Raw genomic sequence first — 23,467 nt, forward strand, 5'->3', positions numbered from 1 at the left:
TCGACGATCCACGTGCCGGAGGGCGCCTGGTGGACGGCGACGGGCATCTTGCCGCTCTTCACCCACCGCCAGGCGGTCTGATAGCTCACGCCCTGCCGACGTGCCCACTCCGAAAGCTTCACACGTGCAAGATATATAACTATGTGTGATCATCTTTGCTTATAAAAAATTGAGCAGTTGCCAACCCCTTCCCTGACCACGTTCCCCTGAGGGGCCGGGGGCCTGACTACTCGACCACCAGGTTGACCGGGATGTTGCCCCGGGTGGCGTTGGAGTAGGGGCAGACCTGGTGGGCGGCCTCCACGAGGGCGGTGCCGGCCTCCCCGTGCAACTCGTCGGGCAGCTCGACGCGCAGCGTCACGGCGAGCGCGAAGCCCTCACCCTCGGGGACGAGGCCCACCTCGGCGGTCACCGAGGCCTCGGACACGTCGGCCTTCCGCCTCCTGCCGATGAGCTGGAGCGCGCTGGCGAAGCAGGCGGCGTATCCGGCCGCGAACAACTGCTCGGGATTGGTGCCCTCGCCGGAACCGCCCAGCTCCTTCGGTGGTGCGAGGGTCACGTCGAGGCGCTTGTCGGACGAGACCGCCCGTCCCTCTCTGCCGTTGGCGGTGGCGATGGCCGTGTAGATCGTACTCATCGTGATCCCTTCTTGGTTTCGGGCAACTTAATTGTGCACAATTAAGTTGATAACAGTCAAGGTCGGTATAATCGAGACGTGAAGATCACCGTCGAGAATCTGGTCTGCTTCGACGTGCACGCCGCCTCTCGCGCCCTGGACGCCGTCTACCGCAGGGTGCTGGGCGAGCTCGGCCTGACCTACCCGCAGTACCTGGTCATGATGGTGCTCTGGGAGCGCGAGCCGGTGACGGTCAAGGAGCTCGGCGTGAGGCTGCGGCTCGACTCGGGCACCCTGTCCCCGCTGCTGAAGAGGCTGGAGGCGGCCGGCCTGGTGCGTCGCGAGCGCAGCACGGAGGACGAGCGATCGGTGCTGGTTCGGCTCACCGACGAGGGTGGCCGGCTGGGGCAGCGGGCGTGCGACGTCCCCGCCCGGATCTTCGAGGCCGCCGGTCTCGCCCCCGTCGAGGTCCTGGACCTGCAGCGGACCCTGCGCCGTCTCGTCGCCTCCCTCGACGAGTCGGTGCGATGACCACGGCCGACGACGTACGCCGCGTCGCCCTGGCGCTGCCCAGGACCGAGGAGAGAATCGTCAGGGACCGGGTGACCTTCCGGGTGGGCCGGATCGTCTACGCCGCGATCTCGTCGGACGAGACCTCGATGGGTTTCGCCTTCCCCAAGGAGGAGCGGGCCGCGCTGGTGGCGGCCGAGCCGGAGAAGTTCCACATGCCCCGGCCCTCCGACGAGCGTTACCACTGGGTGCGGGTGTGGCTCGCGGCGATCGACGAAGCCGAGACGCGCGAGATCGTCGAGGAGGCGTGGCGGATGGTCGCCCCCAAAAGGCTCGCGGCCGCTCATCTCGGAGAGCCGGTGATCAGGAGGTTCCGCTGAGGTGGACCTCCCGGGTCAGCTTCGTCGTCTGGGCGGTGGAGCGCTGCCAGGTGCTTCCCGCGGGGTGGGCGGTCAGCAGGACCACGATCCAGCGTTCCTTGGGGCCGACGAGCCCTGTGGTGTGCAGGACCGGGCGTCCCAGGTCGGGGACCGGCCCTGAGCGGGCGGGGACGACCTGTGCGGTGACCATGGAGTCGGTGGAGGTGGAGGTCGCGGGGTGGGCGGCGGACGCGGGGGCCGCCGAGGCCGAAGGCAGGGGGGTGGGAGCGGTCGCCGGGCGGCAGCGGACCGGGGGCGTGGAGCCGTACCCCGACCAGCCCTGTTTGACCGCCCACGGCCCGCGCACCGCGCGGGGGATGCCGAAGTACTGGTCGAAACCGTCGGAGCCGCACTGCCCCGACCTGCGCAGGTGGCCCAGGATCAGGCCGCCGACCTTGGGGTCGGCCTGGTCGAGCAGGTAGCGGTAGGTCGTGGCGACGTCCATCGCGCTGAGTGAGGTGTAGCCCCAGAAGCCCGGCTTGTCGGCCGGCGGGGGAGCGGTGTCGGTGAGCCGCAGCTTGCGCGCCATCCGCTGGACGATCTTTCCCTGACCGCCCCGGGTCCAGAAGGACGTCGCGGCGCCGTCGTCGCTCACTCGCAGCATGGCCTTCAGCAGCGCGAGGTCCCGCTGGGGAACGCTCTTGCGCGACTCCAGGTAGTCGATCGCGATGAGAATCTTCACCACCGACGCCGATCGGAACCTCCGGTGCGCGTTGCGGTACTCGGTCACCTTCGCCGTCTGCCGGTCGAAGACCACGTACCCGGCTGTCACCCCCGGTGGGATGTTCGGCTTGCCGGGGGCGGCGGCCGAGGCCGGAGTGGTGGTGGCGATGAGCGGGAGGGCCATCGCGAGAGCTGCCAGAAAACGCGTCACGGGACAAATGCCTACCAGATCCCGATGCCGACGTCAGGAAGACGTCCGCGATGGGCTGACCCCCGCGATATAACCAACTAAACATGTAGAGATTAAGGGGTTTGGTGTTATTGTCGTCGTATGTCGGCAGTTCCCTTGCATCTCGCCGTCGCATTCGACGGCGCCGGATGGCATCCCGCGGCCTGGCGTGACCCCGCCGCCTCCCCGAAAGCCCTGTTCACCGCCGCCTACTGGGCCGCCCTGGTGGCCGAGGCCGAGCACGGCCTCCTCGACTTCGTCACCATCGAGGACTCCTTCGCCCTGCAGACCACACTCCTGGACGGGCACGACGGCCGCACCGACCAGGTGCGCGGGCGTCTCGACGCCGCCCTCGTCGCCTCCAGGATCGCCCCGCTGACGAGCAGGATCGGGCTGGTGCCCACGGTCACCACCACGCACACCGAGCCCTTCCACGTCGCGAGCTCCATCGCCACCCTCGACTACGTCAGCTCCGGGCGGGCCGGATGGCGCGCACAGATCTCCGGGCGCCACACCGAGGCCGCCCACTTCGGCCGCCGGGAGGTTCCCGTGCTGACGCGGGAGAGTCTCGGCGACATCGACAGGGCACCCCTGGTGCGGGAACTGTTCGGTGACGCCGCCGACACCGTCGAGGCGGTGCGGCGCCTCTGGGACAGCTGGGAGGACGACGCGGTCATCCGCGACGTGGCCACCGGCCGGTTCGTCGACCGCGACAGACTCCACTACGTCGACTTCGAGGGCGAGCACTTCACCGTGAAGGGGCCCTCCATCGTGCCGCGACCGCCCCAGGGGCAGCCGCTCGTCACCGCGCTGGCACACTCCCGGCTGCCGTACGAGTTCGCCGCGCGCGGCGCCGACGTCGTCCATGTCACGCCGCACGACACCGAGCAGGCGCGGGCCATCGTGGCGGAGGTGCGCGAGGTCGCGGAAGAGGTGCGCGACCCGGACGCCGAGAGACTGAAGATCTTCGCGGACCTCGTCGTGTTCCTGGGAGAGGACGGGAGCGACGCCCGCGAGCGCGGTGCCCGGCTCGACGAGCTCGACGGTGCCGCCTACACCTCCGACGCCGCGATCTTCACGGGCACGCCCGGTGAGCTCGCCGACCTCCTGCTGGAATGGCGGGCGGCCGGTCTGGAGGGTTTCAGGCTGCGGCCCGCCGTGCTGCCGACCGACCTGAACGCGATCACGCGCGGCCTGGTGCCCGAGCTTCAGGGACGCGGCGCCTTCCGCCGCGCCTACGAGGCCGACACCCTCCGCGGTCATCTCCACCTGCCCCGACCCGCCAGCCGCTACGCAGGGAGCCGACGATGAAGCAGGTCATCCTCGCCGCCCACTTCCCGGGCGTGAACAACCACACGGTCTGGAGTGATCCCGCCTCGGGCAGCCAGATCGACTTCGCCTCCTTCGCCCACCTGGCGCGGACCGCCGAGCGCGGGAAGTTCGACTTCTTCTTCCTCGCCGACGGGCAGCGGCTCCGCGAACAGCGCGGGAAGATCCACGACCTCGACGTGGTCGGCCGCCCCGACTCGCTCACCGTGCTCTCCGGTCTGGCCGCGGTCACCGACCACCTCGGCCTGGCCGGGACGATCAACGCCACCTTCAACGAGCCGTACGAGCTCGCCCGCAAGCTCGCCACCCTCGACCACCTGTCCGGAGGCCGGGCCGGGTGGAACGTCGTCACCTCCTCCGACGCCTTCACCGGGGAGAACTTCCGCCGGGGCGGTTTCCTGGAGTACGCGCGGCGCTACGAGCGAGCCGAGGAGTTCGTGCGGACCGTCAACGAACTCTGGGACTCCTGGGCGGCCGACGACCTCGTCGCCGACCCGGCGTCCGGCACGTTCGCCAGGCCGGACGCGGGGGAGTTCGCCCACCGGGGCACCCACTTCGACATCGGCGGCCACTTCACCGTGCCGCGCAGCCCGCAGGGCCGTCCGCTGACCATCCAGGCGGGCGACTCCGAGGGCGGCAGGGCCTTCGCGGCGGCCACCGCCGACGCGATCTTCTCCCGGCACAGCCGGCTCCAGGAGGGGCAGGCGTTCTACCGGGACATCACGTCGAGGCTGGCCGCGCACGGCCGGTCGCCCGACTCCCTGAAGATCCTTCCCGGTGCCACGTTCGCGCTCGGCGACACCGACGCCGAGGCACAGGAGAACGCCGACCACATCCGCCGCCAGCAGGTCAGCCCGCAGACCGCGATCCTGCTGCTGGAGCAACTGTGGAACCGTGACCTGTCGGCCTACGACCCCGAGGGACCGTTGCCCGAGATCGACCCCGACGTCTCCGAGGACTCGATCATCAAGGGCCGGACCAGATTGTCCCGCGACCCGCTCAAGACGGCGGCGGAGTGGCGGGCCCTGGCCGAGTCCAAGAAGCTCGGCATCCGCGACCTGATCATCGAGGTGACCGGCAGGCAGTCCTTCATCGGCTCGCCCTCGCGCGTCGCCGAGGAGATCAACGAGTTCGTGCAGAACGACGCCTCCGACGGGTTCATCCTGGTGCCGCACCTCACCCCCGGCGGCCTGGACGCCTTCGTCGACACGGTCGTCCCCCTGCTGCAGGAGCGCGGGGTCTTCCGCGCCGAGTACGAGACCACCACGCTGCGCGGTCACCTGGGCCTGGAGAACGAACGATGAAATTTCTGGCGATCACCCTGATTGTCCATGGCCCCGACCCCATCACTGGTGAGCTCAAGTCGACCAACGCGCGCCTGCGCGAGGTCGTCGAGAACGCCGTGCTGGCCGAGGAGCTCGGCTTCGACGGTTTCGGCGTCGGGGAGCGGCACGAGCGCCCGTTCATCTCCTCGTCCCCGCCGGTCGTGCTCAGCCACATCGCGGCCAGGACGTCGACGATCAGGCTGTTCACCGCGGTCACCACGCTGAGCCTGCTGGACCCCGTACGGGCCTACGAGGACTACGCCACCCTCGACCACCTCTCCGACGGCCGTTTGGAACTCATCATCGGCAAGGGCAACGGCGCAGCGCAGGCCCAGCTGTTCCACGTGACCGGCGAGGACCAGTGGGAGCGCAACCGGGAGGGCTACGAGTTGTTCCGCCGCCTGTGGCGGGAGGACAAGGTCACCTGGTCGGGGAGGTTCCGGCCGTCCCTGACCGACGCGGAGACCTGGCCGCGCCCGCTGCAGCGTCCCGTCCGCGTCTGGCACGGCAGCGCCACCAGCAAGGAGTCGGTGGAGCTCGCCGCCCTGTACGGCGACCCGCTCTTCTCCGCCAACGTCAGCAACCCGGTCGAGCCGTACGCCGAGCTGGTCCGCCACTACCGGGAACGCTGGGAGTTCCACGGTCACGACCTCGCCGACGCCCTGGTGGGCGCGGGCACCGCGGGCTACTACGCGACCAGGAGGTCCCAGGACGCGATCGAGACCTATCGGCCGATCTTCAACGCGAGGCTGGAGCTGTTCAGGAAGGTCGGGGTGGACCCGGTCTTCCACACCCTGGAGGACGCGATCGAGCGCAGTTCGATCCTGGTCGGCAGCCCGCAGCAGATCATCGACAAGGTCCACCGCTACCACGAGCGGCTCGGGCACGAGGTCATGCACCTGCACGCCGACGCGGACGGCCTCACCGACAAGCAGCACCGGACGGCCCTGGAACTCTTCCAGAGCGACATCGCCCCCGTGCTGCGCGCGGAGATCCCCAGCAGGCCGTTTCCCCGTCAGGAGGGCTCCGAGCCGGGGAGTCCGGGTCCCGGAGGTCCGGGCTCCGGGAGTCCGGGCGCGGAGAGCTCTCGACGCGAGAGCCCGGTCTCCGAAGCTCCCCGCCCCGGGAACTCACAGCGTGAGGAGGTGCGGTCATGACCTCCCTGTCGATCCTCGACCTCGCTCCCATCCCCTCCGGTGGCACCGCCGGCGAGGCGCTGCGCAACACCCTGGACCTGGCCCGGCGGGCCGAGGAGTTCGGCTACCTCCGCTACTGGGTGGCCGAGCACCACCTCGCGCCCGGGGTCGCCAGTGCCGCCCCCGCTGTGCTCATCGGCCTGGTGGCCGCCGCGACCAGCACGATCAGGGTCGGCTCGGGAGCCGTCCAGGTCGGTCACCAGACCGCGCTGTCGGTGGTCGAGCAGTTCGGTCTCGTTGACGCGCTCTACCCGGGCCGTATCGACCTCGGCCTGGGCCGGTCGGGTCAGCGCGGGGCCGAACTCCGCGCGAGCGTCGAGCTCTCGGAATCGGAGAAGACCCCGCCTCCGCCGACGCCCGCCAGGGTCGTGGACGGGCTGCTCATCCCCGAGCCCTTCTCCTTCACGGCGCTGGTGAGGTCGCCGCTGTTCTCGCTGTACGGCGCGTTGCTGCAGCAGCCGGGTGCGCGAAGCCCCGACTTCGCCGACCAGGTCGACGAGATCGCGGCCCTGCTGGCCGGGACCTATCGTTCCCCCGAGGGGGTGGTCGCGCACGCCGTGCCCGGCGAGGGCGCGGACCTGAGCCTGTGGATCCTGGGCAGCAGCGGCGGGCAGAGCGCGCAGGTGGCGGGGGAGCGGGGACTGCCGTTCGCGGCGAACTACCACGTCAGCCCGTCCGGGGTGCTGGACGCCGCGCAGGCGTATCGGGAGGCGTTCAAGCCCTCGGAGGTGCTCGGCGAGCCCTACCTGATCGTCTCGGCCGACGTCGTCGTGGCGGAGGACGACGAGACGGCGAGGGAACTCGCCTCCCCGTACGGGCTCTGGGTCCGCAGCATCCGCACCGGCGCCGGGGCGATCCCGTTCCCGACTCCGGCCGAGGCCGCCGCCCACGAGTGGACGCGGGAGGACCTCGCACTGGTCGCCGACCGGCTCGCCACCCAGTTCGTCGGCTCCCCGCGAACCGTCGTGGAGAAGCTGCGCGTGCTGCGCGACGTCACCGGCGCCGACGAGTTGCTCATCACCACCATGACCCACGACCACGCCGACCGGGTCCGCTCTTATGAGTTGCTCGCCGCGGAATGGGAGGGAGGCGTCGTCACGGACTGAGCCCGCGTCGTCCACACCCTCTCCGGCACCCGGTGGTCACCGCCGGGTGCCGGAGTTTTTCCGGTCCGTGATCCAGGAAGGACGACCGGCTGAGTGGCTCTGGGAATCGCGCCCGGCCCGCCGGGACGGCGGGCCGGGCGCGATCTCAGGCGCGCTTGGCGATGGCGGTGATGAAGGGCTGGACGAGCCGTGCGGCGAGCGGGCCGAACGCGGCGAGGATGAGAACGTACGTGGCGGCGAGCGGCCCCAGGTCGGGATGGACCCCGGCGGCCACCGCGAGTCCGGCGATCACGATGTTGAACTCGCCCCGGGGGATGAGCGCGATACCGGCCCGCGCCTGTCCGGCGTTGGCGATGCCCGCCCGGCGGGCGGCGTAGGCGCCGGTGAGCAGTTTCGTGATCATGCTGATCAGGGCGAGCAACGCGGCGAGCCCGGCGACCGGCAGGATCTTGGTCGGGTCGGTCTGCAGGCCGAAGAAGACGAAGAACACCGCGGCGAACAGGTCGCGGAGCGGGGTGAGCAGCGCCTGCGCGTCCTCGGCCAGCTCACCCGAGAGCGCGATCCCGACGAGGAAGGCGCCGACCGCGGCCGAGACCTGCAGCTGCTGCGCCACTCCGGCGACCAGCAGCGCGAGGCCGACGACCTTCAGCAGCAGCACCTCGGAGTTGGGGCTGGAGACGAAGGCCTCGATGAACCTGCCGTAGCGGAGCGCGACCAGCAGCACGACGCTCACCGTGGCGAGCGCGATCGCCACGGTGATAGCGCCACCGGCGAAGCTCACCCCGGCCAGCACCGCGGTGAGGATCGGCAGGTAGATGGCCATCGTCAGGTCTTCGAAGACCAGCAGCGACAGCACCACCGGTGTCTCGCGGTTACCGATCCACCCCAGGTCGGACAGCACCTTCGCGGTGATGCCCGAGGAGGTCGCGTACGTGACGCCGGCCATGGCGATGGCGGCCACCGGACCCCAGCCGAGCAGCAGCGCGGCGATCGCGCCCGGTGCGGCGTTGAGCACCAGGTCGACGACGCCCGCTCGCGCGTTGCCCTTCAGGCTCGTCACGAGCTCGTCGGCGTTGTACTCCAGGCCGAGGGTGAGCAGCAGCAGGATCACGCCGAGCTCGGCGCCGACCGCGATGAACTCCTCGCTGGTGGCGAGGGGCAGGATGCCGCCGGTGCCGAAGGCGAGGCCCGCGATGAGATAGAGGGGGATGGGTGATATGCCCGCTTTTAGGGCTAGTGCTCCGAGGATGCCGAGCCCGAGAAGGACAGCGCCGAGCTCAAGGAAAAGAATCGCTGTGTGCACCCGGCGTCCTACCCGCCGGAAAGGATATCGGAGACGGCGGAGGTGCTCTCCGGGCTGCCCACCACGACCACCACGTCGCCCCGGGACAGCATGAAGTCGGGAGCGGGGCTGGCGAAGACCTGACCTTCGCGCACCACGGCCACGATGGAGGCGCCGGTGCGGGTGCGCACGCGCGCGTCACCCATCGGCCGGCCCGCGTACGGGGAGGCGGGCGGGATCGGCAGCTGCATGCTGACCAGACCCTCGACCTCGCGGTGCAGATCGTTGAGGCGCTGCACGATGCGCGGGGCGCCGAGCAACTCGGCGAGCGCGTCGGCCTCCTCGTCGTTCAGCTTGATGGTCTCGCACGCGCGATCAGGATCGTCGGGGTCGTATATCACCAGGTCACGGCGGCCGGTGCGGTGAGTGACGATCCCGATGCGCCTGCCTGAGCGCGTGGTGAACTCGTGTCGCAGTCCTATCCCAGGCAGTGCCGTCTGCTCGACCTCCACCGTGCCAGCTCCTCCGCGTGCGCATGTGTTCTTCCTTTACGGAAAACCTACCAATTCGGGGGCCCTCGACGTACCGGTGGCTTCGGGGGCCGGTGCCGTACCGACGGCAATAACCGGTATTACCGATTGACTTTGTGGGTTATTTGCCGCACGATGGGCGGGAACCCAGCCCCCAGCCGTGAGTGAGGTCTTCCGTGTCCGCTCCCGCCGTCGACGCGGGGATACGACAACGGGCCGTGCGAACACGGTCACGCGTCCCCCTTCTCTCCGCCACCGCCTGGCAGCGTCTCGCCAGCCCCCTGGTCATCGTCGTCGTCTGGCAGGTCGCCAGCACCGCCGGACTCCTCGAGGAACGGCTCCTCGCCTCACCCGCCAAGATCCTCACCACCGCGGCCGGGCTCGTCCAGGAAGGGGTCCTGCCCGAGGCGATCGCCGTCTCGCTCCAGCGGGCCGCGATCGGCTTCACCCTCGGCGCGGTCGCCGGAGTCGGTCTCGCCCTGGTCGCCGGGCTCAGCCGCGTCGGTGAGAACGCCGTCGACCCGCCGCTGCAGATGCTGCGAGCGCTTCCGCTGTTCGGCCTGATCCCGCTGTTCATCCTGTGGTTCGGCATCGGGGAGACCCCCAAGGTGGCCCTGGTCGCCCTCGGTGTGCTCTTCCCGCTCTACCTCAACACCTTCTCCGGGATCCGCGGCGTCGACGGCAAACTCGCCGAGGTGGCCCGGGTGCTGCGGCTGAGCCGTACCGAGACGATCGCCCACATCGTCCTGCCGGGCGCGCTTGCCCAGACGCTCGTCGGTCTGCGGCAGAGCCTGGGCGTGGCCTGGCTGGCGCTGATCGTGGCCGAGCAGATCAACGCGGACGCCGGACTGGGATACATGATCAACAACGCCCGGGAGTTCCTGCGCACCGACGTGGTCGTCGTCGGTCTGATCGTCTACGCGGTCCTCGGCCTGCTGACGGACGCGCTGGTGCGCCTGCTGGAGAGGAGGGCCCTGTCATGGCGGCAGAACTTCCTGTCACGCTGACCTCGTCCCGTACGGAGACGCCTTCGCGCACCGATCCCCAGCCGCCTGCGAAGACGCCTTCGCGGACCGAGCCGCAGACCTTCGTGAAAGCGTCGTCCCGCACCGAGAGCCGGCCCGCCACGGCGGCTCCGGTGGCGGCCGTCAAGGGCCTCACCAGGGACTTCGGGCGGCGAAGGGTCCTCGACGGGGTCGACCTGGAGATCGGCCGAGGCGAGTTCGTCGCCCTGCTCGGCCGCAGCGGCTCCGGCAAGTCCACCCTCCTGCGGGTGCTCGCGGGGCTCGACCCCGGCGCCGAGGGCGAGGCCGAGGTCGGCGGCACCGTCGCCGTGGCCTTCCAGGAACCCCGGCTCGTGCCGTGGAAGCGGGTCCTGGCCAACGTCGCCCTCGGTCTTCGCGCCCCCGACCCGGACGCCGCCGCGCGGGCCGCGCTGGAGGAGGTCGGTCTCGGTCGGCTGAGCGACGCCTGGCCGCTCACCCTGTCGGGCGGGGAAGCCCAGCGGGCCTCCCTGGCCAGGGCACTGGTCCGCGAGCCCGGCCTGCTCCTGCTCGACGAGCCGTTCAGCGCCCTGGACGCGCTGACCCGCATCACCATCCACCGCCTCGTACTCGACCTGTGGGAGAGGCACCGCCCCGGCATCCTGCTCGTCACCCACGACGTGGACGAGGCCATGCTGCTGGCCGACCGCGTCCTGGTACTCGACGAAGGCGTCATCGCCCACGAGTCCCGGATCGAACTGCCCCGGCCCCGCCACCGCGACCACCCCGACCTCATCGCACTGCGCTCCACCCTGCTCGACCGGCTGGGCGTCACCCCGGAAGGAACCGCATGAAACGTCGTGTCACCGCCCTGATCGCCGCGGCACTGCTCCTCACCGTCACCGCGGCCTGCGGGGCGGGGGAGGAACAGAGCGTCCGGGCCGACGGCTCGATCGACCTGTCCCAGGTGACGCTGCGCGTCGGCGACCAGAAGGGCACGGGTCTGCAGGCGCTGCTGACCGCGGCCGGCCAGCTCGACGACGTCAAGTACAAGGTGACCTGGTCCCAGTTCACCTCGGGGCCGCCGATCCTGGAGGCCATCAACGCCGGTTCCCTGGACTTCGGCGCGGTGGGCAACGCCCCGCCGGTCTTCGCCGCCGCAGCAGGGGCGAAGATCTCCGTCGTCGCGGTCGCCGAGAAGGGGCTCGGCGGCCAGGCCGTCGTCGTCCCCGCCGACTCGCCCATCAAGACCCCGGCCGACCTGCGCGGCAAGCGCGTCGCCGTGGCCAAGGGCAGCTCCGCGAACTTCCACCTGCTCGCCGTGCTGAAGAAGGAGGGCCTGAGCTTCGGCGACATCCAGCCCCAGTATCTCCAGCCACCGGACGCCCTGGCCGCGCTCTCCTCCGGCAAGATCGACGCCTGGGCCATCTGGGATCCCTACACCGCCCAGGCCGAGGCGCAGACCAAGGCGCGCATCCTGGTCGACGGCGAGGGCTACGCCAACGGCTTCGAGTTCCAGATCACGGGCAAGGACGTCCTCGCCGACCCGGCCCGCACGGCGGCGCTGGGCGACTGGGTGGCACGAATCCGCAAGGCGCACCAGTGGGCCAACGAGCACCAGGACGAGTGGACCAAGGTCTTCTCCGAGCTCACCGGCCTGGACCAGGGGATCGTCGGCACGGCGATCAAGCGCAGTTCGTACCGGGACCTCAAGCTCGCCGGTGACGTCGTCGAACGCGAGCAGCTCGTGGCCGACGCCTTCAGCGAGGAGAAGCTCATCCCGGTGTCCATCACGTTCGCCGACGTCGTCGACACCCGCTTCGACGCCACCCTGGAGAACCCCTCGTGACGTCCCATCCGAGACCCGGAGGCGCCCGATGAAGTTCCACTGGTTCCTGCCCACCGCCGGTGACAGCCGGGTCCTCACCGGGGGCGGCCACGGCCTCGCCAGAGGACACGGCCGCTCCGAGGCGGCGGCGTTCCGCTCGCCGGACATCGAATACCTGGCGCAGGTCGCCCGCTCCGCCGAGCAACTCGGCTTCGAGGCGGTCCTCACCCCGACGGGCACCTGGTGCGAGGACGCCTGGCTGGTCACCGCCGCGCTGACCAGAGAGACCGAGCGGCTGAAGTTTCTCGTCGCGTTCCGGCCGGGCTGCATGTCCCCGACGCTGGCCGCGCAGATGGCCGCCACCTACCAGCGGCTCTCGCGCGGCAGGCTCCTGCTCAACGTGGTGACCGGCGGGGAGACCGTCGAACAGGCCAGGTTCGGCGACCACCTGTCCAAGGACGAACGCTACGAGCGCACCGACGAGTTCCTCTCGATCGTGCGCGGCGCGTGGAGCGGCACCCCGTACGACTTCGACGGCACGCACTACCGCGTCAAGGGCGCGATGGTCTCCGAGACGCCCGACCCCGTCCCGGAGATCTACTTCGGCGGCTCCTCACCGGCGGCGGGACCGGTCGCGGCCAGGCACGTGGACGTCTACCTCACCTGGGGCGAGCCACCGGAACAGGTCGCGAGGAAGATCGAGTGGATTCGCGGGCTGGCCGAGGAACAGGGCCGCAAGCTCCGCTTCGGCATCCGGCTGCACGTGATCACCCGCGACACCGAGCGCGACGCCTGGGCTGAGGCCGAACGCTTGCTGGCCGCCATCGACCCGGCCGACATCGTCTCGGCCAGGAAGCTGCTGGGCCGCAGCGAGTCGGTCGGCCAGAAACGCATGCTGGAACTGCACGAAGGCTTCACCGGTGGCAGCGCCCGCGACCTGGAGATCCACCCGAATCTCTGGGCCGGGGTCGGTCTCGTCAGGGGCGGCGCCGGGACCGCGCTGGTGGGCAGCCACTCCCAGGTCGCCGAGCGGATCGAGGAGTACGCCTCGCTCGGCATCGAGGAGTTCGTCCTGTCCGGCTATCCGCATCTGGAGGAGTCGTACTGGTTTGGTGAGAACGTGCTTCCCCGGTTCGCCGCCGCGCCCGTGTCAAGGTGAGCGCGAGGGGGGTCGTGGCCGGGTTCGCCGACCGGGGTCCGCTTCGCCGGAACGCGGCCGGTTTGAGGCGGCCGGTCTGAAACCGGCCCGGCCGGACCTCGGCGGAAACCCGCTCGGCTGAAACCGGCCCGGCCGGACCTCGCCTGGGAGGTGACCGGCCGGGACCCCGTTCGGTGAGAACCCGTTCGAGCGGGTCAGGTGCGGTCCGGCGGGTCGCCCGGTCGCGGTGTGGAGCGGTGACGCCTGCGGTAGGCGCGTTGCTGGCAGGCCCGCGAGCAGTAGGCCCGCGGGCGACCCGCCTCGGCCCGGTCCAGGGTCGTTCCGCACATCACACACAAGGCTCTTTCGTCACGCATTGCATCACGCTCACGAATCAGGGCCTCGACGCCGTCCAGCACGCGCCGCAGGCCGAACTCGAAGGAGTCCTCCGGCTCGTCGTAACCGCCCGCCTCCCAGATGTGGGTCAGCGTGGGATAGCGGTGGAGGTTCTCGTACAGGGACTGCCTGGCTCCCCACCACTCCTCCTCGGAGACCCCGGTGTGCCGCTCCACCCTGGCGATCTCCGCGGCCCTCGCCGCCTCGCTGTCCACGAACCGGCCGACGAGGCCCACCACGGCGACCATCTCGGCGGGCTTCAGGCCACTCTTCGCCACGGTGCTGAGCGCGTACTCGAAGTTGGCGACAGAGTTCGGTCCCGGGATGTGCCGGCTGTCGCGCGCCCCGGCCAGCCAGGGGTGGCGCAGGCGCAGAGCCCAGCCGTGCCGAGCCCACCCCTCGAGCGCCTCGCGCCACCCGTGCGCCGTGCTCACCGAGGTTCCGGCCGCCGCGACGCCCTCGCCCGTCGCCGCCTCCGTCGTCCCCGCTGCTTCCCCCGCTTCCGCCTCGCCTGACGTGCTCCCCACGTCACCCGCGGCCTGACCTGACGCGCCACCCGTGCCCGGCGCGGCACCCGGCGTGGTGTCGGCCAGCACCGCGTCGCACATCAACTCGACGAGCTGCGCCTTCCCCGGTACGTGCCGGTAGAGCGACATGCTGGTGAAGCCGAGCCGTTCGCCGACCCGGCGCATGGACAGCGCCTCGATCCCGTCGACGTCGGCGATCTCGACGGCCGCGCGCACGATCGCGTCGACGCTCAGCCCCTGTCTCGGCGCGGCGTCCCGCGGCTTTCGCCACAGCAGTTCGACCGTCCGGTCGGGACCCTCCTCGACGGCCACCCCGTCCTCCTTCCGGCTTGACGCTCGGACCCAATATCTGTTTATGCTGTATAACGCTGTTTACATTATAAACGAGGAGTGTTCCTTGAGTGAGCTCTACGTCTCCCCGTCCGGCGACGACGCCTGGCCCGGCACCCGCGGACAGCCCCTCGCGAGCCTCGCCCGCGCCCGTGACCTGGCACGCGGCACCGGCGCCGTGGTCAACCTGCTGGCGGGCACCCACAGGCTCGCGGAAACCTTCCGGCTCACCGAGGCCGACTCGGGCGTGACCTATCGGGCCGTGGGTGAGGCCGTCATCAGCGGAGGCAGGGTGATCACCGGCTGGCAGGAGCGGGACGGTGTGTGGCTGGCCGAGGTCGGCGACCTCGACACCCGGCAGCTCCACGTCGACGGACGCAGGGCCGAACGAGCCGCGATCGACACGATTCCCGGGAACATCACCAGAACCGACACGGGTTACGTCACCGACAGCACGGCCCCACAGGGCTGGGGAAACCCCGGCGACGTCGAGTTCGTCCTGCGCGGCGTCTACCCGTGGACCGAGGCCCGCTTCGGTGTCGCCGCCGTCGAGGGCGACGAGCACTCGACCGTCATCACCATGGCCCAGCCCGCCTTCGCCTGGGCGATCGACCTCTACAACTCGGCCGTCCCGTGGGAGAGCATCGAATCCCACGGCCCCGGCCTGCCGACCCGGGTGGAGAACGGTGTGGGCTTCCTGACCGAGCCCGGCACCTTCGCCCTCGACAGGTCCCGCCCCGGCCACCACGTCCTGCGCTACCGGCCGCGCCCCGGCGAGGATCCCGGGCGGACGGAGGTCGTCGCACCCGTGCTGGAGGAACTGGTCAACGTCACCGGCGCCCGCGACGTCGCCTTCCTGGGCATCACCTTCGCCGACGCCACCTGGATGCGACCGAGTCGTCCCGAAGGTTTTCTGCACTACCACGGCAGCGGCTACTACGACGGCGGCCCCATCGAGAAGGTGTCGTTCGGCGAGGGCGCGTGGGTGACGGTCCCCGGGGAGTCGCTGGCGATCCCCGCGAACGTCGTGTTCGAGGGCGCGGGAAGCGTCTCGGTCGAAGACTGCCGCTTCACCAGGCTGGGCGCCACGGCCCTGCGGTTCTCCGGCGACAGCACGGGCATCCTGGTGCGGGGCAACGTGTTCGAGGGCGTCTGCGGCGGCGGGATCTCGATCAGCGGGAGCCGCGGCGCCACGGTCGAGAACAACTGGATCCACGACATCGGCCTGGAGTACTCCGGCGCGCCCGGCATCGCGGTGAGCGCGAGCGAGGACTCCACGATCGCGCACAACCAGGTGAACGACGTCCCGCACTGCGGCATCGTGGCCGGCGTCGGCAGAAGCACCCGGATCCTGCGCAACCTCACCTTCAACACGCTGAAGGTGCTGGCCGACGGCGGCGGCATTTACCTGTCGGGCCCGCAGGGCGACTCCCACGACAACGGCGCGGTGATCCGAGGCAACATCGTGCGCGACACGCTCACGCCGTACAACTTCGCGCTCTACACCGACTACGGCGCCGCCTGGGTCACCGTCGAGGACAACGCCGTCCAGCGCGCCGACAACACCGCCGTCCTGCAGGTCTGGCCGCCGCTGGAGAACGTCGTCTTCCGAGGCAACGTCTGGGACGCCGACCCCGTGGGCTGGGACGACCCGCCGCAGGGCGTCACCCTGGAGGACAACGCGACACTGACCGACGAGAAGGACTTCGAGGTCCGTACGGCGGACATCGCGGCGCGGGCCGGCCTGGAGCCCGGCTACGCCCACCTGCTGGACCGGTGACCACGGGCACTCCTCGGGCGTCGTCGGCCGCCTTCCAAACCCGTCACACGCGAAACGAACGCCCCGGCTCTCTTGGAGAAGCCTTGGGACCGCCGGGAGCGTGAGGACGACGCGGGCGCGGTATGAGACGGGATAGTCCCGGTGCCCGTAGTGGGCACGGGCCGCGCCATGTCCTGCCGTGAGCATCGGCAGCCGTGACATGGCGCGGCGCGAGGCGGGCCGACGTCCCGGATGCTGACCGGGGGACACGCCGGTGCCGCAACCGGGTGACACCGACACATCACTGGGCGACGGCTCGTCGAGCCTGGGAGCGGCCCGAGCGAGGAGAGTTCAGTCATGGAGATGCCCACGGTCAACGAGTGCCAGGTCGAGGCGTGCGCGTACAACACCGCGCACAGCTGCCACGCCCTCGCCATCACGGTCGGCAACAGCAGCCACGCCGAGTGCGAGACCTTCTTCAAGGTCCCTTCGAAGGGGGGCGACCCGACCCACACCGGCCGCGTCGGCGCCTGCAAGATGGCCGACTGCCAGCACAACGTCCAGTACGAGTGCCAGGCCTCAGGCATCGTCGTCGGCTACGCGCAGCAGGACATCGACTGCCTCACCTACGCGCCCGCCTGACACCGGGCGGCCCGGATCAGGACGACGACAGGACCGGGCCGTTCGGTGATGAGACGCACCTCGTCGTGGAGGACGCGCACCCGACACGTTGTCCATCGTCACGTCGAGTTCGACCTTGCGTTGGGTACGGTTGCCCGCCGACCGGATCTCACCCAGGATCACGTGACGGATCGCAGGGCGAGATTAACGTTGGGCGGGCAGGGCGAAGACGACGGCCTTGCCGGGGGTGCCGGTGGTGTGGGTCGTGGCGGGGTGGACGTGGCACCGTCCTTGGGAGAGCCGGTGGACCAGGAGCAGGCCGCGGCCGTTCTCGGTGAGCAGAGGCAGGCCGATCTCCTCCACCGAGTCGAGAAGGCCGAGGATGACGCGGACCTCGTGGAGGTCGGGGTCGCCGTCGACGACCTCGCACCAGGTGGGGACGCCGTCCAGACTGAGAACGCGCAGCTCGTACGGGGGACAGGCGTGCCTCTCCGCGTTGGCGGCCAACTCCGCCACGATGGTCTCCGCGTCGGAGACGGCCTCGTCGTCCAGACCGGCCTCCCGGAGCACCTCCCGGACCACGGCGCGGGCGCGACGTGAGGCCGAGCCCGGCTGAAGGATCTTGACCAGTACGCGAACGTCGCCGCCTCCCACCACGTCGGCGTGCTGTCCCATCAGGCCGCCGTCTCCTCGGTCGTGATCCGGGGGGAAGGCCAGATCCTCGCCGGGGTGGTCCTGGGCACCGTGGGGGATGCCGCCGGATGGCCGCATGAGCACGCTCCGTTCGCTGTCGGTGACTGTGGACAGCAGGAAACGCGACGGACGAAGGGGCGTGAAGATCGGGTGCTGCTCGTTTGTCAAGGCTCCGGGAACAGCATGTTCAGCGTGGCCGGTCCCTGGTCGTTTCCCCAGGCCAAGCGGTTATTCGAGATCAAATCTGATGCAAACAGAACCTGTGCGGATGTATGGGCAAGCCTGTTGCCGCAGCGGTGGCAACAGGCTTTGGCTGTGTCGAATGGAACGGGGTGAGCAGGTAAGTGAATTCAGGGTCACGGCTCGATGGTTCGACGGCTGGTGGGCACTGGAGGTCGAAGGGCCAGGACTGCGACGTCCTGCGCATACCCAGGTGCGGCGCCTTGACCAGATCGAGGAGACGGTCCGCGACCTGTTGACGCTCCACTTCGACGCCGAGATGGAATGCCGTCTTGCGTTCACTCGTGTGGGCTGGTCGGTTTCTGGTCGTTCTCCTTGGCGGGGTGGTGTGCGGCGGCTCTCCTTCATCACAATGGGTAGTCATTCGGATACCGAAGGAGAGTGACATGGGTGGGTCGCGGAGTCGTAGGGCTCGTCCTGAGCTGGTCAGTGCGCGGGTGCAGCGGGGGATGAGCCAGGAGGCGGCGGCGGAGGCGCTCGGGGTGACGCCGACGACCTGGGCGCGTTGGGAGCGCGGAGAGCAGGGGGTGCGTGCCTGCTACCGGCCGCTGATCGCCGCCGTGTTCGGGGTCGAGGCGGTCGAGGTCGAGCGGTGGATAGACGGGTGGTCCTACGGGGAGACATCATCGTGGCCGATCGCGGGCTGTGACGACGACTCACCGGCGGCTACCGTGAAATCGGCTGCGCTTCTGTGGAGGTTGGAGATGGACCCGTCCCGGCGTCACCTACTGGGCTCGCTGCCGTTCGTGCCCGGAGCCCTGGGCGAGTGGCTGGTCTCCTGGAACTACGGCACCCCGACCGCCTTGGCCGTCCGGCAGGACGAGGGACGCGAGGTGGGTCTCGCCGACGTGGCGCGGATCATCGAGGCGCAGAAGGCGTTCGGCCAGATAGACCAGCGGTTCGGGGCCGGGCTGGTGCGCCCGGTGGTGGTCAAATACCTGCACGAGACGGTGGCGCCGCTGCTGCGGGGCCGCTACGACGAGCGGGTGGGCTCCGAGCTGATGACGGCGGCGGCAGGGATGACCTGGCTTGCGGGCTGGACGGCCTTCGACCTGAACCGGCACGGCCAGGCCCAGCAGCACTTCGGCCAGGCGCTGCGGCTGGCCAAGAACGCCGACGACCCGCTGACCGGCGCCTGGGTGCTGGCGACGCTGACCTTGCAGGCCATTCACCTGGAGCAGGGAGCCTGGGCCGTGTGGCTGGGCAGAGCTGCCGTCGACACCGCCCGCCGGGCGCAGGCACCCCCTCGTGTCATGGCCGTGATGCTGGCCAGGGAGGCCAGAGCGACGGCCTTGCAGACCAAACCGGCTGAGAGCCACGATCGACACAGCGCCAAGCAGGTCGAGCGACTGCTCGTCGAAGTCGAGCGCGCCTATGCCCAAGGGGCCACTGACCGCGATCCGGAGTGGGTCGGCAAGTACGACGAGGTGGAACTGAACGGACAGGCAGGCGGGTGCTGGCGGCTTCTGGGTGACTATGCGCGGGCGGCGGCTTGCGCGGAAGCGGCGGTGACCGAATTCAGTGAGCGCCTTCCTCGATCCGCCCAGATCAACCGGCTTAGTGCCGCTGGGGCGTACCTGGGAATGGGCGAGCTGGACCAAGCCCTTGCCTGCGCGCGGGCCGCCATCCCGGCGACCAAGACGCTGACCTCCGCTCGCACGGTGGAGCGTCTTCAGCGGTTCGCCGGGCAGCTTGAGCCGTACGGGGACAGGGTGATGGTTCGCGAGTTCCGGGATCACCTGAACAGCGAGCTGGCCGCCTGACCAGGGGCGACCTTGAGGTTGTTTTCACAGACGGTGCCGGGCGGCGTCGATCGCCTCAACGATCTCCCGGTCGCGAAGGGCCTCGGCCATCATGTCGCGGTAGCGGGACGAAAGGTCGTTCCCGCCGCTGTCGAAGCAGCCGACCCAGGGAAAGCGCCGCCGGATGGCCTCGTAGTCGATGGCGTCCGTGTCAGATGCGTCCGCCGGTCCGCTCATGCCCCCGGTGCAAACGGTCACGCAGAGAGCCTATTCGATCACATAAAGACAGTCGGGGGTTTGTGGGTGAGTGAGCGCGGCGCGGTCGAGGCGGGCGCTCAGGTGCGAGAGGGGCGGCGGGAGGCGATCACGTCGGCGACGGCCACGACCAGCGCGACCAGCACGAAGGCGATGGTGACCAGCAGCGAGTGCCGGAACGCCGTCGCGTACTCGCCGCCCGAGGAGGCGACCCCGGAGAAGAACACCGAGCCGATCGCCGCGATGCCGACGGCGGCGCCGATGCGCTGCCCCGTCTGGAGCACGCCCCCGGCCGTGCCCGCCTCGGGGACCGGCACCTCCGACAGGGTGAGCGTCTGGTTCGGGGAGATCACCAGGCCGCTGCCCAGGCCGGCGAGGAGCAGCGGAACCGCGGTCGCCCAGGCCACCTGGGCGCCGGGGACGAGTTCCACCGCGAGCGCGGTGACGGCGAGGGAGACCGCGACCGTCACCAGCCCGGCCGCCACCAGCGGGCGGCCGAGCCGGGTGACGAACCTGCCGCCGAACAGGGAGGTCACGGCCGAGCCCGCCGCGAACGGCGTGGTCGCCAGTCCCGCCTCCAGGGCCGAGTAGCCCAGGCCGTTCTGCAGGTACAGGGTGAGAATGAAGAAGATCGCGGTGAAGCCCGCGAAGTAGAGCGCCCCGAGCAGGGCGCCGAGCGCGTACGAGCGCCTGCGGAACAGGGACAGGTCGACGACCGGCTGGTGGTGCCGCCCGTACCGGCGCTCCCAGGCCACGAAGGCCGCGAGCAGGGCGAGCCCGGCGAGCAGGGCCGGCCACCTGGCCGAGGCGCCCCACTCCTGGCCCTCGACGAGTGGCAGGAGAACCAGCAGGACACTGGCGGCGAGCAGCAGCACGCCCACCGGATCCATGGTCTGCCGGGGGCGAGACTCCTTGGCGGCGGGTCCGATGTAGCGGTAGGCCAGGAGGACGGCGAGGACACCGATCGGCACGTTGACGTAGAAGACAAGGCGCCAGCCGTCGGTGTAGCCGCCGAGGTTGATGAGCACCCCGCCGAGCAGCGGGCCGATCGCGGTCGAGATGCCGATGACGGTGCCCAGCATCCCGAACGCCCTGCCTCGCTCCGCTCCGCGGAAGAGCTGCTGGATCAGCCCGCTGACCTGCGGATTGATCACTCCGCCCGCGATCCCCTGTACGAGTCTCGCGACGACCAGCAAGGTCGGGTTCTGGGCGAGCCCGGCCGCCGCGCTCGCCACGGTGAACAGTACGACGCCGAAGACGAACGCGTTGCGCCGGCCGTGCGTGTCGCCGAACCGCCCGGCGGGGACGAGCACCAGCCCGAAGGTGAGCGCGTACCCGGAGACCACCCACTGCAGGGTGCTCTGCGGGGCCTCCAGCCCGGTACGGATGGAGGGCAGCGCCACGTTGACGATGCTGACGTCCAGCAGGGTCATGAAACCGGCGACGAGGCAGACGGTGAGCGCCTTCCAGCGGCGCGGATCGGCTCCCTCGCGATGCCGGGGGGACGTCGTCCTGTCGGGGCCGGTGCTCATCCGGTCGGGTGGGGGAGCGGCGCTCCGGCCCGTGATCGGCTGAGGATCGTCATGACCGCCCCGTTCCCCGTCTTCGGTCGAGCTTTCCACCTTTTAGCAGGGCGTATGTACCCTTTGTAGCCTTTCCAATCATGGTTCGCGCCCCGGAGCGTGATCCGGCCCTCGCGGGTGTACCCGCGAGGGCCGGGGGAGAGTTCTCACGCCGGTGTGATTCCCCGGCCATCACGGATGTGCCCGCGAGGGCCGGGGGAAAGTCCTCACGCCAGGGTGGTTTCCGGGTCCGCGAAGGCCGGGGGTCACCGTCGGCGCAGGGAGCTCCTCATGTCAGGGACACGACACCTCACTGCTCGTGGCCGGGACGTTGATCGCGGTCCAGGCGGCCTTGACCGCGTTCACCTCGGTGCAGCCGCTCGGGAAGAGCGACTTGGCGGCCGCCACGGTGGCGAGGCGTGCCTTGGCGTGCGTCCACGGGGAGGTCTTGGTGTTCAGCCCGGCCTGGAAGATCCGGCCGGCCTTCTGGATGCCGATGCCCGTCAGGGTCGTCGGACCCGAGCAGACCGAGCTGGCAGGCTTGCCCACCGGGTTGGTGCCCTCGGCGAGCAGGTAGAACCAGTGGTTCTGCGGGCCCGCTCCCGCGTGCACCTCGAAGTTGAAGGGGGAGCTGTAGCAGTTCGGGTGTCCCTTGGCTGAGGGGTTGTACATGTTGCGGATCTCGCCCGAGCCGGTGAGGTTGACCTCCTCGCCCACCAGGTAGTCCGGCGGGTCGAGAGTGGCGGGCTGGTTGGCGTAGTGCTCGGTCAGCGCGCCGAAGATGTCGCCGGTCGACTCGTTCAGGCCGCCGGTCTCGGTGCTGCTGCCCCCGTTGCCTCCGGAGTACTGGAAGACGGCGTGGCCGTACTCGTGGCCTACCACGTCCATCGGGGTGGCCTGCCTGGTGTTCGCCGAGTTGCGCCCGAAGCTGGTGTAGCTGCCGTTCCAGTAGGCGTTGACGGCGCTCAGGCCGACCCGGGCCGGGAAGGCGCCGCCCGAGCCGTTGAAGCCGTTTCTGCCCAGCCAGCTGCTGAGCATGTTCCATTCCGTCTGGGCCGCGTACAACGCGTCGACGCAGGCGGTCTCCAGGTTGGTGCCCGAGCCGTTGCCCCAGGAGTCGTCGGTCCCGGTGTAGGCCGAACCGTTCTGGCCGCCGCAGCGCAGGCCGGGCCGGGTGGTGTCGGTCATCGAGTAGGAGCTGCCCGAGCCCGAGGTCTGGATGGTCACCGGGTTGCCGTTGTAGTAGCTGTTGCCGGTTCCGGCGTGCACGTCGTCGTAGGAGTCGAAGACCGTCCCGTCGAGGGCGTCCACGAAGACGTGCAGGACGCTCGGAGCCTCGGCGGTGGCGCCGCTGACGACCACCTCCCAGGCCAGTCTGGGCGTCGTGGTGGTGGCGTGCACGAGCAGCTTGGGCGCGGCCACGCTCTCCACGACGGGCAGCTGCGCGCGGGCGGTGGCGGCCGCCGTGGCGGCGTCCACCTTGCTCGTGACGTCGATCGTGATCCTGGACTGCTGGCCCGAGCTCACGGACCCGACGAGCTCTCCGGCCCTGTCGGTGGAGACGATCACCTCACCGCCGTAGACCGGCAGTCCGCGGTAGGTGCGCGCGTAGGTGAGGTACTGCAGGCCGTACGCACCGGCGATGTTCCTGGTGAGGGTGAACTTCTCGTTCTGTCCCTTGAGGACGGCCTCCGACCTGGCGGCGAGGGTCGCGTTGGCGGTGGTGACCGCGCGGTTGCGCGCCTCCGCGTCCGGCGGTGCGTACACCGGCGGGTCGGCGGACACGGTGCGGGCTGCGGCGGCGTTCGCCGAGGTGGCGGCGTTCACCGCCGTGGGGGTGGTCATGGCGGCGACGACCAGTACGGCCACGGCGCCAAGCTTGACCTTCGGATTCACGCGGGGTGACTCCTCTCGGTGTCCCTTGTGGGGAGGAGGGATGCAAGGAGCCCTAAGAAGTCCGGGCTCCCTTAAGTTGGCACCGAGATGGGCGACTGAATACCTCGCAAAGTTCCATAACGTCGTGATATGGGCTGTTATCCGCGCCGAGGAGCCCGTGTCGCCGCGGCTCGCCGGTGCGGGAAAGGGGGCCGCGCTTTGGGGTGCCTCGGATTGATTGCCCTGGTGTACGGCTGTTTTTCGTCGGTTCGATCGGAGATCGTCCACGGTGGACCCGATCGTTTCGATACGA

22 protein-coding genes and 1 pseudogene are annotated in these 23,467 nt (G+C 70.1%); 13 read left to right on the forward strand and 10 right to left on the reverse strand.

The annotated features are described in order from the left end of the window. A pseudogene (locus ACFY3D_RS37580) lies at positions 1-122 on the reverse strand (IS607 family transposase); the annotation flags it as partial. Positions 123-226: 104 nt separating this feature from the next. Then, complete coding sequence (locus ACFY3D_RS37585) at positions 227-637, reverse strand: organic hydroperoxide resistance protein (protein ID WP_350948377.1); 411 nt, start codon at positions 635-637, stop codon at positions 227-229. A 78-nt stretch (positions 638-715) separates the two neighbouring features. On the opposite strand from ACFY3D_RS37585, the gene ACFY3D_RS37590 reads away from it, so the two are divergent. Both ACFY3D_RS37590 and ACFY3D_RS37595 read left to right on the forward strand, forming a co-directional pair. Continuing rightward, complete coding sequence (locus ACFY3D_RS37590; protein ID WP_389989052.1) at positions 716-1,147, forward strand: MarR family winged helix-turn-helix transcriptional regulator; 432 nt, start codon at positions 716-718, stop codon at positions 1,145-1,147. Continuing rightward, a complete protein-coding gene (locus tag ACFY3D_RS37595) occupies positions 1,144-1,506 on the forward strand; it encodes an MmcQ/YjbR family DNA-binding protein (RefSeq protein WP_389989054.1) in 363 nt (120 codons plus the stop codon). Before ACFY3D_RS37590 ends, ACFY3D_RS37595 begins: the two co-directional genes overlap by 4 nt. Here the strand turns inward: ACFY3D_RS37595 and ACFY3D_RS37600 are convergent. Beyond that, positions 1,490-2,419 (reverse strand): hypothetical protein, encoded by a 930-nt coding sequence (locus tag ACFY3D_RS37600; protein ID WP_389989056.1) that lies wholly within the window; start codon positions 2,417-2,419, stop codon positions 1,490-1,492. The genes ACFY3D_RS37595 and ACFY3D_RS37600 overlap by 17 nt on opposite strands. Before the next feature lie 120 nt (positions 2,420-2,539). On the opposite strand from ACFY3D_RS37600, the gene ACFY3D_RS37605 reads away from it, so the two are divergent. Genes ACFY3D_RS37605 through ACFY3D_RS37620 form a run of 4 tightly spaced genes read left to right on the forward strand, consistent with a single transcriptional unit; the run spans position 2,540 to position 7,393 of the window. Beyond that, positions 2,540-3,748: an LLM class flavin-dependent oxidoreductase gene (locus tag ACFY3D_RS37605; RefSeq protein ID WP_389989058.1), complete on the forward strand. Its 1,209-nt coding sequence runs from the start codon at positions 2,540-2,542 to the stop codon at positions 3,746-3,748. Then, a complete protein-coding gene (locus tag ACFY3D_RS37610) occupies positions 3,745-5,070 on the forward strand; it encodes an NtaA/DmoA family FMN-dependent monooxygenase (protein WP_389989060.1) in 1,326 nt (441 codons plus the stop codon). Before ACFY3D_RS37605 ends, ACFY3D_RS37610 begins: the two co-directional genes overlap by 4 nt. Then, complete coding sequence (locus ACFY3D_RS37615; RefSeq protein WP_389989062.1) at positions 5,067-6,248, forward strand: LLM class flavin-dependent oxidoreductase; 1,182 nt, start codon at positions 5,067-5,069, stop codon at positions 6,246-6,248. The genes ACFY3D_RS37610 and ACFY3D_RS37615 overlap by 4 nt, the downstream gene beginning before the upstream one ends. Then, a complete protein-coding gene (locus ACFY3D_RS37620; protein WP_389989064.1) occupies positions 6,245-7,393 on the forward strand; it encodes an LLM class flavin-dependent oxidoreductase in 1,149 nt (382 codons plus the stop codon). Before ACFY3D_RS37615 ends, ACFY3D_RS37620 begins: the two co-directional genes overlap by 4 nt. Positions 7,394-7,538: 145 nt before the next feature. On the opposite strand, the gene ACFY3D_RS37625 is transcribed toward ACFY3D_RS37620, so the two are convergent. Together ACFY3D_RS37625 and ACFY3D_RS37630 are read right to left on the reverse strand one after the other, a co-directional pair. Beyond that, positions 7,539-8,696 carry a cation:proton antiporter gene (locus ACFY3D_RS37625; RefSeq protein ID WP_350948385.1) on the reverse strand — a complete coding sequence of 386 codons (1,158 nt, stop codon included), beginning with the start codon at positions 8,694-8,696 and terminating at the stop codon, positions 7,539-7,541. 8 nt (positions 8,697-8,704) lie between these two features. Beyond that, positions 8,705-9,187, reverse strand: coding sequence for a cation:proton antiporter regulatory subunit (locus ACFY3D_RS37630; RefSeq protein ID WP_350948386.1), 483 nt, complete (start codon positions 9,185-9,187; stop codon positions 8,705-8,707). A 236-nt stretch (positions 9,188-9,423) separates the two neighbouring features. Here ACFY3D_RS37630 and ACFY3D_RS37635 point away from each other — a divergent pair, with 236 nt between their 5' ends. Genes ACFY3D_RS37635 through ACFY3D_RS37650 form a run of 4 tightly spaced genes read left to right on the forward strand, consistent with a single transcriptional unit; the run spans position 9,424 to position 13,175 of the window. Continuing rightward, positions 9,424-10,212, forward strand: coding sequence for an ABC transporter permease subunit (locus tag ACFY3D_RS37635; protein WP_350948387.1), 789 nt, complete (start codon positions 9,424-9,426; stop codon positions 10,210-10,212). Beyond that, a complete protein-coding gene (locus ACFY3D_RS37640; protein ID WP_389989066.1) occupies positions 10,185-11,042 on the forward strand; it encodes an ABC transporter ATP-binding protein in 858 nt (285 codons plus the stop codon). Before ACFY3D_RS37635 ends, ACFY3D_RS37640 begins: the two co-directional genes overlap by 28 nt. Continuing rightward, positions 11,039-12,037 carry an ABC transporter substrate-binding protein gene (locus ACFY3D_RS37645; RefSeq protein WP_389989068.1) on the forward strand — a complete coding sequence of 333 codons (999 nt, stop codon included), beginning with the start codon at positions 11,039-11,041 and terminating at the stop codon, positions 12,035-12,037. The genes ACFY3D_RS37640 and ACFY3D_RS37645 overlap by 4 nt, the downstream gene beginning before the upstream one ends. Before the next feature lie 28 nt (positions 12,038-12,065). Then, entirely contained in the window at positions 12,066-13,175 is a 1,110-nt protein-coding gene (locus ACFY3D_RS37650) for an LLM class flavin-dependent oxidoreductase (protein ID WP_389989070.1), read from the forward strand. Between the two features lie 194 nt (positions 13,176-13,369). Here ACFY3D_RS37650 and ACFY3D_RS37655 read toward each other — a convergent pair whose 3' ends face one another. Next, positions 13,370-14,389, reverse strand: coding sequence for a TetR/AcrR family transcriptional regulator (locus tag ACFY3D_RS37655; RefSeq protein WP_389989072.1), 1,020 nt, complete (start codon positions 14,387-14,389; stop codon positions 13,370-13,372). Positions 14,390-14,474: 85 nt separating this feature from the next. On the opposite strand from ACFY3D_RS37655, the gene ACFY3D_RS37660 reads away from it, so the two are divergent. Together ACFY3D_RS37660 and ACFY3D_RS37665 are read left to right on the forward strand one after the other, a co-directional pair. Continuing rightward, positions 14,475-16,187, forward strand: a complete 1,713-nt coding sequence (locus ACFY3D_RS37660; protein WP_389989074.1) for a right-handed parallel beta-helix repeat-containing protein — start codon at positions 14,475-14,477, stop codon at positions 16,185-16,187. A gap of 336 nt (positions 16,188-16,523) precedes the next feature. Further along, positions 16,524-16,808 carry a DUF1540 domain-containing protein gene (locus ACFY3D_RS37665; protein WP_389989076.1) on the forward strand — a complete coding sequence of 95 codons (285 nt, stop codon included), beginning with the start codon at positions 16,524-16,526 and terminating at the stop codon, positions 16,806-16,808. A gap of 183 nt (positions 16,809-16,991) precedes the next feature. On the opposite strand, the gene ACFY3D_RS37670 is transcribed toward ACFY3D_RS37665, so the two are convergent. Beyond that, entirely contained in the window at positions 16,992-17,558 is a 567-nt protein-coding gene (locus ACFY3D_RS37670) for an ATP-binding protein (protein WP_389989078.1), read from the reverse strand. 548 nt (positions 17,559-18,106) lie between these two features. On the opposite strand from ACFY3D_RS37670, the gene ACFY3D_RS37675 reads away from it, so the two are divergent. Continuing rightward, positions 18,107-19,483, forward strand: a complete 1,377-nt coding sequence (locus ACFY3D_RS37675) for a helix-turn-helix domain-containing protein (RefSeq protein ID WP_389989080.1) — start codon at positions 18,107-18,109, stop codon at positions 19,481-19,483. 24 nt (positions 19,484-19,507) lie between these two features. On the opposite strand, the gene ACFY3D_RS37680 is transcribed toward ACFY3D_RS37675, so the two are convergent. The 3 genes from ACFY3D_RS37680 to ACFY3D_RS37690 all read right to left on the reverse strand — a co-directional run bounded on the left by ACFY3D_RS37680 (position 19,508) and on the right by ACFY3D_RS37690 (position 23,175). Further along, positions 19,508-19,720 (reverse strand): hypothetical protein, encoded by a 213-nt coding sequence (locus tag ACFY3D_RS37680; protein ID WP_389989082.1) that lies wholly within the window; start codon positions 19,718-19,720, stop codon positions 19,508-19,510. A 77-nt stretch (positions 19,721-19,797) separates the two neighbouring features. After that, positions 19,798-21,249, reverse strand: coding sequence for an MFS transporter (locus ACFY3D_RS37685; RefSeq protein WP_389989084.1), 1,452 nt, complete (start codon positions 21,247-21,249; stop codon positions 19,798-19,800). 324 nt (positions 21,250-21,573) lie between these two features. After that, positions 21,574-23,175: a M4 family metallopeptidase gene (locus ACFY3D_RS37690; protein WP_389989086.1), complete on the reverse strand. Its 1,602-nt coding sequence runs from the start codon at positions 23,173-23,175 to the stop codon at positions 21,574-21,576. Positions 23,176-23,467 lie beyond the last annotated feature (292 nt).

Source organism: Streptosporangium sp. NPDC000509 (genome assembly GCF_042898365.1).
Taxonomy (GTDB): domain Bacteria; phylum Actinomycetota; class Actinomycetes; order Streptosporangiales; family Streptosporangiaceae; genus Streptosporangium.